This window comes from Pseudomonas sp. C 49-2 (genome assembly GCF_003970195.1).
Taxonomy (GTDB): domain Bacteria; phylum Pseudomonadota; class Gammaproteobacteria; order Pseudomonadales; family Pseudomonadaceae; genus Aquipseudomonas; species Aquipseudomonas canadensis.
The window spans coordinates 80,617-88,589 of the sequence record NZ_RXYG01000018.1 but is presented as its reverse complement, the minus strand read 5'-3'; the positions used below and the strand labels follow the sequence as shown (position 1 = coordinate 88,589).

Here is a 7,973-nt window from a genome sequence, read left to right as displayed (position 1 = left end):
AGAACCACATCCCACATAGTTTCGTCATCCTGACAGAAGTTGTTGGGGGATTTTAAACCAAGACCTTGAAAGGCATGACTCTTAGGGCAAATTTAGGGCAATATCGGGGCCGCTGTAGGCCTTTGCAGTCCTTGTAGCCCAACCAAAAACCAATATAATCTTGGCCTAGGGCGGGTTGTGGGGTGTGCTGGTCGGGTTCGAATCCCTATCCATGCGATCAAGTGACTGTAGGCCATCGCAACGAGGCGCTAATCAGGCCCGCTGTAGTCAAATACGTCACTCGACCAATCAAGAGCTTAGTGTCAATTGCCATTTTGATTTTTCCATCTGGGTCGAGTTATTCCAAAGTTTAATTTTAAAACAGTATCAAGATCTTTGCTGGGGATTGATGGGAAGAAAACGCCTTGCGATGAGAAAATGAAGAAATTAATATTCAAATCATCTTGGTTGAACTCTTCGCCAATGGCGTTGTATAATAATTCAAGTAATACAATTATCAGGTTATTGGAGGAATATAAAAACTTTCCCTGCCTCTGGCGGTTTGAACTCCATGGCGCAATTATGCCCTCGCCTACAAAGAAACCCCACGATGCTCGCGGTTTGTTGGCTAATTCCGGATTCGTTTCATTACCGAGGATCGACATCATGGGCGCTGAGGATGTGTGGTGTTGCGCAAGTGAGTGTGTGAACGAATTGCGCAGGCTGAACAAGTATTTCATCTTTAAAAGATCTTGAGTTTCAATTACGTCATTCTCTTCTCTGAACTCTTTTTTCGAGTCTTCAGGGGCTGGAATTATCTTGGAAATCTGAATGCTTGAAAGTAGGTAGCTCCGAGCTTCTTTTGAAAGATTATTTATTCCTCGATAAAAAGAATTGCTTACGCCATAAATTTTATTGTAAGCGTTGAGTAGTGTGTTTGAGGCCTCAATAGGGTCTATGCATGGTCCGAGTGTGCAAAGTACGCTGTCACGCTGGCTTACATACTCTTCTTTTTTGCTATTTAGCCAATTTGAAAAAGAGATGTGTTTTTCAGTTTGGCCAAGCAAATCCAAACACGTTAACAGCAAATATATAACCACCGACTCTCTCTCATGTCGCTCATGATGTAAGATGCTATCGTGTCCAAAATCCCTGTATGCTTCGGCACCAGGTAATTTGTCTGACTCCTCTAAAAGATTTTTTGCAAGTTGAAGTCGATTGCTGATCAGGGTAAAACTTTCATGGTTATTTTGATGGTTGACTGCCATTGCAGCGCTCGCTCCGGAAATTTTTTTAATTATATGGGTTAAATCGGATGGTCTATTGCATGTATTCGTCTACTGCGACCCGCAGTGTTAACTCCATCAAGGCCGCCTCCAGAGCTAACTGGTTGTCGTACATTCTCTCCAGCACGTCGTACAGCGAATAATCACGTAGCATGGTATGGACTACCTCGAGAAAAGCGCAAGCACAGTAGCGGCAGCGCCCGTGTCAGGCAGTAATTACAGCTTGCTTAGAAATTGCTACAAAGCAAAGAAGGTACAGCAGGTTAGCCAAGCTGGCTGGGGCGTTGGACGAGGGCTACGCCCAATCCATCATCGAGACGACTAACACAGCATGGAGTGATCTCGGCAACGGGCTAAAATCCATGGGGAAACTTCCCACACTTTTCTCAGCTTGCCGCTCAGACTTCCCCTAGTTAACCTCCCCAAACCGCTGGAAACCCAGCGGCCGGATGTGGAAGTCCGTACCAAGCTAAGACGCAATCGTCACAAACACCTATCGGCGTTTTTTTTCGCCTGTATCATGTGTTTCGGCGGCTGTGCGCGGGGCACTTCGGTGCGCCGGGTCCTTAGCCCTGGTCTTCCACACCCGCGTACGGCTGCCACCCTCATGTGGAAGTGAGTTTGGCAGTTCCTGAACAGTTAAGGAGCTTCGCCATGTACAAGGTCACACCCAATCCGCCTGATGTTTCAAAAGCTGCACCTGCCGATACCCGGTTTCAAGCTGCCGCCCAACGCGCTATCCATCACTACCTGCCTCAGCCTGAGGCTGCTACCACCAACGAAAAGCCAAGCAGCAACCTATTCTCCGTCAGCCCCAACATCGACACCGAAACCCTCCTGGCCAACGCCGCCGAAAACCTCGCATCCGCCAACCAAATGGCCGCCACCCTGGCTTTCGACCTCGATGACCCGCACCGCGCCATTGTCCTGGGCATCCAACAACTCATCGATCTAAGTGCTCTACTCATCGACCGAGTCCAGGAACACGTCGCACCTGCCGCCTGTAAGGCCACCGCCTGACACCCAACCCCGCCGCCTTACCCCAAGGCGGCAACCTGAACCCGTCCTGTCACCCAGCAAAGTTTCATCATTCGCGGCGCTTTTGAGGTCTACGATCCTCTTCAAGAGAGGACCTCCGCGCCTCCATTCCACAGGGAACTGAAACCATGATTTCGAACCTCGTTAAAGTCGTGGTGGTTGCTGGTACTTTGCTGTTGGGCGCTTGTTCGACAGGGTCGGCCGGCGTGAGCAGTGACCCTTGTTTTTCAGGCGGATGCCAGGCGTTTGGTGACCATACCCCCAGCAAAACCGCCAAGATGAATTTTGGCGGCAGTGGGCTGGGAAGTAGTTATGGGGAGTATGGGTCGGGGTTGTTGCATGATGATTGATGGGGTGGTGGGGCAGTCACTGGGGTGGTGACTGACCCATTGCTATCGGGGGCAAGCCCCCTCCCACATTGGAACTGAGGTGGGGCGGGAAATGTCAGTGGCCGCCCTTCATCCGCCGGGCGATGAGGTAGATGCCCAGGCCGATCAACGCGGTAGCGGCACCAATGTAGCCGGTGCTCGTCCACCCATACCCCGCCGTAATCGCCATCCCACCCAACCACGGGCCCAGCGCATTTGCCAGGTTAAACGCCGCATGGTTGGAAGCCGCCGCCAAACTCGGCGCTTCATGGGCAATATCCATCAGGCGGATTTGCAGCGGCGCAGCCATGGCAATCATGGTGCCGACCAGACCAATGCCTAGCAGCACGCTCCACAGTGAGCTGGCAGCGAAGGTGAAGAAGATCAGCACGGCCATCGACCACACCATAATCCAGCCCACCGCCCGAAATTGCAGGCGGTCGAACAACTTGCCGCCCGCAATGTTGCCGATAATCCCGCCGACACCGAACGCCGCCAGACCAAACGGAATCCACTGTGGCGACACTTTGGTCACTTCCAGCATGGTCGGCGCCAAATAGCTGAACACGCAGAACATCCCGGCAAACCCAATGGCGCCGATGGACAGCGCCATCCACACCTGCGGTTTGGTGAACGCACGCAATTCCTTGCGCGGGTCGCTGCGCGGTTCGTCGTGGCGATCCGGCACGAACTGCCAGACTAGGGCAATGGTGCACAAGGCAATCACGCTGACCAGTGCAAACGCCGAGCGCCAGCCCAGGTGTTGGCCGAGGAAGGTGGCGATGGGGTTGCCGAGCAGCATGGCCAGGGTCAGGCCCATCATCACGCGCGCTACGGCGCCTGCGCGTTTGTCGTTGGGCACCATGCTGGAGGCCACGACTGCGGCGATGCCGAAGTAGGCGCCGTGGGGCAGGCCGCTGATGAAGCGGAAGGCCACCAGTGAGCCGAAGGTCGGGGTGAAGGCGGTGGCCAGGTTGCCCAAGGCGTACAGGCCCATCAGCAGCAGCAACATGTGTTTGCGTAGCAGCTTGGCGCCAAGAATGGCCAGCAGTGGCGCGCCCACCATCACGCCCAGGGCGTAGGCGCTGATGGCGTGGCCGACCTGAGGCTCACTGAGGTTCAGGTTCTGCGCGATGTCGGGCATCAGCCCCATGATGGCAAATTCGCCAGTACCGATCGCGAAGGCGCCCACGGCCATGGCCGCTTCCATTTTGGCGGCGCTGCGCGCAGGCAGCACGTGCCCGGGTGTTTGCTGGATAGTCATGGGTAACTCTATTGGGATGGATTGCACGAAGGAGAATCGCCGATGCTACGCAAGCAGCGACAAAGGTGTCTAGAACAGCCTTTTGCGTGAGAGTTCCTGGCCTGTGACCCCACGTCGCGCCTGCCAGGCTTGACATCGACGTGTTAAAAGCCGCGATTTAGAGCTGTCAATTGGCCAAACGGCGCATAAACGCTGTTTGCCGTGATATTCTGCGCGCCGTCTTGGTCTAGTCTCTCTCTGGTGCGTACATCCGTATACGTCCCAGCGATTGGCTGTCGCCCAGGTAGCTGAAGCCAATAATGATAAGAAGTCAGCGCAGAAGGGACATAAAAGTGAGGTCGATACGTCGGCCTTGTGTGCCCACCCTGCGGTCCCCGAGTGAATGTGCAAACCCCGCGGTGCGTTGCCTGGCGCAGCGTGATGGAGGGTTGCCCATGATCAGGGACGGTAGGGCGGATGGCGTTTTATCATAGGTGCTACTGATGTTTAAAAAAGTAAACACTGCCCTGCTGGGGCTGGCTTTGTCGCTGGGGATCAGCTCCGTTCACGCGGAAGAGGCAAAGAAAGTCGATGTGCTGCTGATTGGTGGCGGCATCATGAGTGCAACCCTGGGTGTCTGGCTCAATGAGCTGGAGCCGGGCTGGTCGATGGAGATGGTCGAGCGCCTCGATGGCGTGGCCGAAGAAAGCTCCAACGGCTGGAACAACGCCGGTACTGGTCACTCGGCCCTGGCCGAGCTGAACTACACCCCGGAAGACAAGAACGGCAACGTTGAGATCCCGAAAGCGGTCGAGATCAACGAAGCGTTCCAGATTTCCCGTCAGTTCTGGTCCTGGCAGGTCCGCCAGGGTGTGCTGAAGGACCCGCGTTCGTTCATCAACACCACACCGCACATGAGCTTCGTGTGGGGCGATGACAACATCAAGTTCCTGAAAAAACGCTACGAAGCCCTGAAGGCCAGCCCGCTGTTCGCTGGCATGCAGTACTCCGAAGACCCGGCGCAGATCGCCAAGTGGGTCCCGCTGATGATGGAAGGGCGTGACCCGAACCAGAAAATCGCGGCTACCTGGAGCCCGCTGGGGACCGACATGAACTTCGGCGAGATCACCCGCCAGTTCGTCGCTCACCTGCAGACCACGCCTAAGTTCGACCTGAAACTGTCGAGCGAAGTGCAGGACATCACCAAGAACGCCGACGGTTCTTGGCGTGTGAGCTACAAGAACCTGAAAGACGGCACCAAGACCGAAACCGACGCCAAGTTCGTGTTCATCGGCGCGGGCGGTGGTGCACTGCACCTGCTGCAAAAGTCGGGCATTCCTGAAGCCAAGGAATACGCAGGCTTCCCGGTAGGCGGTTCGTTCCTGGTAACCGATAACCCAACCGTGGCCGAGCAGCACCTGGCCAAGGCCTACGGTAAAGCGTCGGTTGGCGCACCGCCGATGTCGGTTCCGCACTTGGACACCCGTGTGCTGGATGGCAAGCGCGTTATCCTGTTTGGCCCATTCGCGACCTTCTCGACCAAGTTCCTGAAAGAAGGCTCGTACCTGGACCTGCTGACCAGCACCACCACCCACAACATCTGGCCTATGACCAAAGTCGGTATTCGTGAATACCCACTGGTCGAGTACCTCGCTGGCCAACTGATGCTGTCGGACGACGACCGCTTCAAGGCGCTGCAAGAGTACTTCCCGAACGCCAAGCAATCCGACTGGCGCCTGTGGCAAGCCGGTCAGCGCGTGCAGATCATCAAGCGTGACGAGGAGCAGGGCGGTGTCCTGAAACTCGGCACTGAAGTGGTCAGCTCCGCCGACAACACCATCGCGGGCCTGTTGGGTGCATCGCCAGGCGCGTCCACCGCGGCTCCGATCATGCTGACCGTGCTGCAGAAAGTCTTCAAGGACAAGGTCGCGACCCCTGAGTGGCAGACCAAACTGCACCAGATCGTACCGAGCTACGGCACCAAGCTGAACGACAGCCCTGAAGCAGTTGCGAAGGAATGGGCCTACACCGCCGAAGTCCTGCAACTGCCTACGCCGCCTGTGATTCCGCAAATGGCTGCACCCAAGGCCACCGAGGCTGCCAAGCCCTCGGCTGAGCCGAGCAAGCCGGCGTCTGATCTGGCGCTGTAAGCCAGGCTGATGCACAAAGCCCGCTGAACCGGTAACGGTCAGCGGGCTTTTTTGTGGGGCGGTGTTTAAGCGCGGGTGTGCTCGCGGTCGACCGGCGGCAGTTCGACCGTACGCTCGGCCGCGGCCAGGGCCGCCTTCAGCCCGGGCTGGTCCAGCGGCACGCAATACGCGGGCTTGGCCCGCTCGAACCGCCAGCTTTCATCCAGGCTGCCGGCATCGACGGCGTCAAAGCCCAGCTCGTCGAGCAGGGTGATCACCTGCGCTTTGGCGACAGCGTCGTCGCCGGCCACCGGCAATGCGCGACGGTCAGGTGCGCCGTGGGGGCGAGCATGATCGGTAATGTCCGCGGCGAAAATCGCGTTGAACACTTTGATCACCTTTGAGTGGGTGAAGTGTTCGGCGAGCAGTCGGCTGGTGGTGGTTTCAAATCGATCCAGCGCGGGGAAATGACCGTCGCGCTCCGGGTAGTAGTTGTTGGCGTCGAGCAAGGTCTTGCCTGCCAGCCACTGCGCCGGGACTTTTCGGTAGTGTTCAAACGGAATCGCCACCAGCACCACGTCACCAAACTGTGCGGCATCTTCTGCGCTGCCCACTTTGACGCCGCGTATGCCACTTACCACGCTGCTCATGGTCTGCGGGCCGCGAGAGTTGCTCAACATCACTTCATGCCCGGCCGCCAGTGCCCGCTGTGCCACGGCGCGCCCGATAAAACCGGCTCCAATCACGCCAATCTTCATGGTCTTGCTCCTGATAAAGGGGGAAGCCGCTATGATGATTGGCAACCAAATGTCGATAAATAAGCACTATGGCGTGGGTGTTGTTACTGGGAGTAGGGAATGATGGACCGTCTATCGAGCATGAATGCCTTTGTGATCGCCGCCGAGTTGGGCTCCTACGCTCGCGCCGCCGAGCGTTTGCACATGTCGGCGCAAATGGTGGCCAAACACGTTGCCGCGCTGGAGCAGCGCCTCGGTGCGCGTTTACTCAATCGCACCACGCGCAGGCAGAGCCTCACGGAGTTGGGGAGCGCGTACTACGAACGTTGCAAACATATCCTTACGGAGGCCGAAGCTGCGGACTCGCTGGCGCAAATCATGAATGACACGCCGCGTGGCAAGCTGAAGATCACCGCGCCTGTGACCTTCGGTTCCTACAGCCTGATGCCACTGATTACTGCATTCCTGCGCGATAACCCGGACGTGGAAATCGACCTGCACCTGACGGATCGCTTCGTCGACCTGGTGGAAGAGGGCTATGAAGCAGCCTTCCGGATCGGTCCATTGGCGACCACCGGCCTGACAGCCCGGCCACTGGCGCCTTATCGCCTGGTGGTCTGTGCTTCGCCTGCGTACCTGGCTGCGCGGGGTACGCCGCAGGTGCCGGCAGACCTGGAACGTCACGAATGCCTGGGCTATGCCTTCTGGTCACGCCCGGCGGACCGCGAGTGGATATTTCATCAAGGCTCGACGCTGTATAGCGTACAGGTGACCAGTCGTCTGCAGATCAACGAAAGCCGGGCATTGATGTCGGCGGCGCTGGACGGTTTTGGCATGGTTCTCGGCCCCCAGGATTTTTTGCGTACGGCAATGGCCCGCGGTGAGTTGGTGCAGGTGCTGCCGGACTTTGAGGCACCGAGCCGGCCAATGCATCTGGTCTACACCGCAAATCGGCAGCGCACCGCCAAGTTGCGGCGATTTGTCGAGGCAGTGCTGGCGCGTTTCGGTCCGGTTTGAGCATTCAAGTACCCGACGAGCCTTTCGTCTACGTCATGAGCGCAACGCCCTCAGGTTCAGCAACCTGACAGACGCCACCTGTTAAAAATACTCCAGAGCCAAGCAGGAGCGAGGCTGCAACAAGGGGGCATTTTCTAGCGGTGCAGGTACTGGGCGTCAGCGTCCGAGGGTTTTTC

7 protein-coding genes are annotated in these 7,973 nt (G+C 57.1%); 4 read left to right on the top strand and 3 right to left on the bottom strand.

The genetic code is table 11. The annotated features are described in order from the left end of the window. Window positions 1–302: 302 nt before the first annotated feature. Window positions 303–1,247, bottom strand: a complete 945-nt coding sequence (locus EJ576_RS26440) for a hypothetical protein (RefSeq protein WP_126571487.1) — start codon at window positions 1,245–1,247, stop codon at window positions 303–305. 672 nt (window positions 1,248–1,919) lie between these two features. Between EJ576_RS26440 and EJ576_RS26435 the strand changes: the two genes are divergently transcribed. Continuing rightward, window positions 1,920–2,285, top strand: coding sequence for a DUF6124 family protein (locus EJ576_RS26435; protein ID WP_126571486.1), 366 nt, complete (start codon window positions 1,920–1,922; stop codon window positions 2,283–2,285). Window positions 2,286–2,431: 146 nt separating this feature from the next. Further along, window positions 2,432–2,653 (top strand): hypothetical protein, encoded by a 222-nt coding sequence (locus EJ576_RS26430; protein WP_126571485.1) that lies wholly within the window; start codon window positions 2,432–2,434, stop codon window positions 2,651–2,653. Between the two features lie 94 nt (window positions 2,654–2,747). Here the strand turns inward: EJ576_RS26430 and EJ576_RS26425 are convergent, their stop codons facing one another. Further along, complete coding sequence (locus tag EJ576_RS26425; RefSeq protein ID WP_126571484.1) at window positions 2,748–3,935, bottom strand: MFS transporter; 1,188 nt, start codon at window positions 3,933–3,935, stop codon at window positions 2,748–2,750. 482 nt (window positions 3,936–4,417) lie between these two features. On the opposite strand from EJ576_RS26425, the gene mqo reads away from it, so the two are divergent. Next, complete coding sequence (mqo, locus tag EJ576_RS26420; RefSeq protein ID WP_123476286.1) at window positions 4,418–6,064, top strand: malate dehydrogenase (quinone); 1,647 nt, start codon at window positions 4,418–4,420, stop codon at window positions 6,062–6,064. Window positions 6,065–6,129: 65 nt separating this feature from the next. On the opposite strand, the gene EJ576_RS26415 is transcribed toward mqo, so the two are convergent. Then, window positions 6,130–6,801 carry an NADPH-dependent F420 reductase gene (locus EJ576_RS26415; RefSeq protein ID WP_028619443.1) on the bottom strand — a complete coding sequence of 224 codons (672 nt, stop codon included), beginning with the start codon at window positions 6,799–6,801 and terminating at the stop codon, window positions 6,130–6,132. A gap of 99 nt (window positions 6,802–6,900) precedes the next feature. On the opposite strand from EJ576_RS26415, the gene EJ576_RS26410 reads away from it, so the two are divergent. Continuing rightward, window positions 6,901–7,797 (top strand): LysR family transcriptional regulator, encoded by an 897-nt coding sequence (locus EJ576_RS26410; protein ID WP_071489037.1) that lies wholly within the window; start codon window positions 6,901–6,903, stop codon window positions 7,795–7,797. Window positions 7,798–7,973: the final 176 nt, after the last annotated feature.

Coding starts and splice junctions, on each gene's coding strand:
- mqo (WP_123476286.1), top strand. CDS start 4,418: ATGTTTAAAAAAGTAAACACTGCCCTGCTGGGGCTGGCTTTGTCGCTG.
- EJ576_RS26430 (WP_126571485.1), top strand. CDS start 2,432: ATGATTTCGAACCTCGTTAAAGTCGTGGTGGTTGCTGGTACTTTGCTG.
- EJ576_RS26440 (WP_126571487.1), bottom strand. CDS start 1,247: ATGGCAGTCAACCATCAAAATAACCATGAAAGTTTTACCCTGATCAGC.
- EJ576_RS26435 (WP_126571486.1), top strand. CDS start 1,920: ATGTACAAGGTCACACCCAATCCGCCTGATGTTTCAAAAGCTGCACCT.
- EJ576_RS26415 (WP_028619443.1), bottom strand. CDS start 6,801: ATGAAGATTGGCGTGATTGGAGCCGGTTTTATCGGGCGCGCCGTGGCA.
- EJ576_RS26410 (WP_071489037.1), top strand. CDS start 6,901: ATGATGGACCGTCTATCGAGCATGAATGCCTTTGTGATCGCCGCCGAG.
- EJ576_RS26425 (WP_126571484.1), bottom strand. CDS start 3,935: ATGACTATCCAGCAAACACCCGGGCACGTGCTGCCTGCGCGCAGCGCC.